The 518-nt window shown below is 66.6% G+C and carries 1 protein-coding gene; it reads right to left on the bottom strand.

Going from position 1 to position 518, the window contains the following annotated elements; all coding sequences use genetic code 11:
• Window positions 1-252 (bottom strand): hypothetical protein (locus AC1DYP_RS24815; RefSeq protein ID WP_477048566.1); only part of this gene is annotated, 252 nt, incomplete at its 3' end.
• Window positions 253-518: the final 266 nt, after the last annotated feature.

The following is a 518-nucleotide window of genomic DNA, read 5'->3' on the forward strand; positions in this document are numbered from 1 at the left end:
CATCCGACGCGTCGCCATCACGGCCGCGGCGACGGGGAGCGTGGACAGGGCGACGAGGACGGTCACGACACGGGGCCAACCGGGTTCCGGTCCCTGCTCGCTGGTGAGGGCGAGGAACGCGACCACGGCGTAGGTGGGAATCAACAGCGCGACGCGGCGGCGGACGGTGTTGTCGATGCGCGACCGGGTGACGCGACGGCTACCTTTTGTGCCGCCACGGAACGGGCCGGGAACGCCGATGTCACGCGTCACGACCGGACGGAATCAGCGTGACCGGTCGTTCACACCTTTTCCGGGGCATTCAACGATCATTCTGCCCGTTACTGATGGAACAATCAGCCTATTCGCTCGGGTTGCACTCACGCGCCCCGATGCGCAAGTCGTTCGATCAACGGACGCGTGCGATACGGAATGGCTTCGCGCATGACGACGGCGACCGTTGTCCGCTCGATTCCGGGGACGGCGAGGATGAGCCCCGCGACGCGATACATGTCGTCCGCATCGGCCGCGGCCACACC

Source organism: Caulobacter sp. P1_D6, assembly GCF_056406095.1.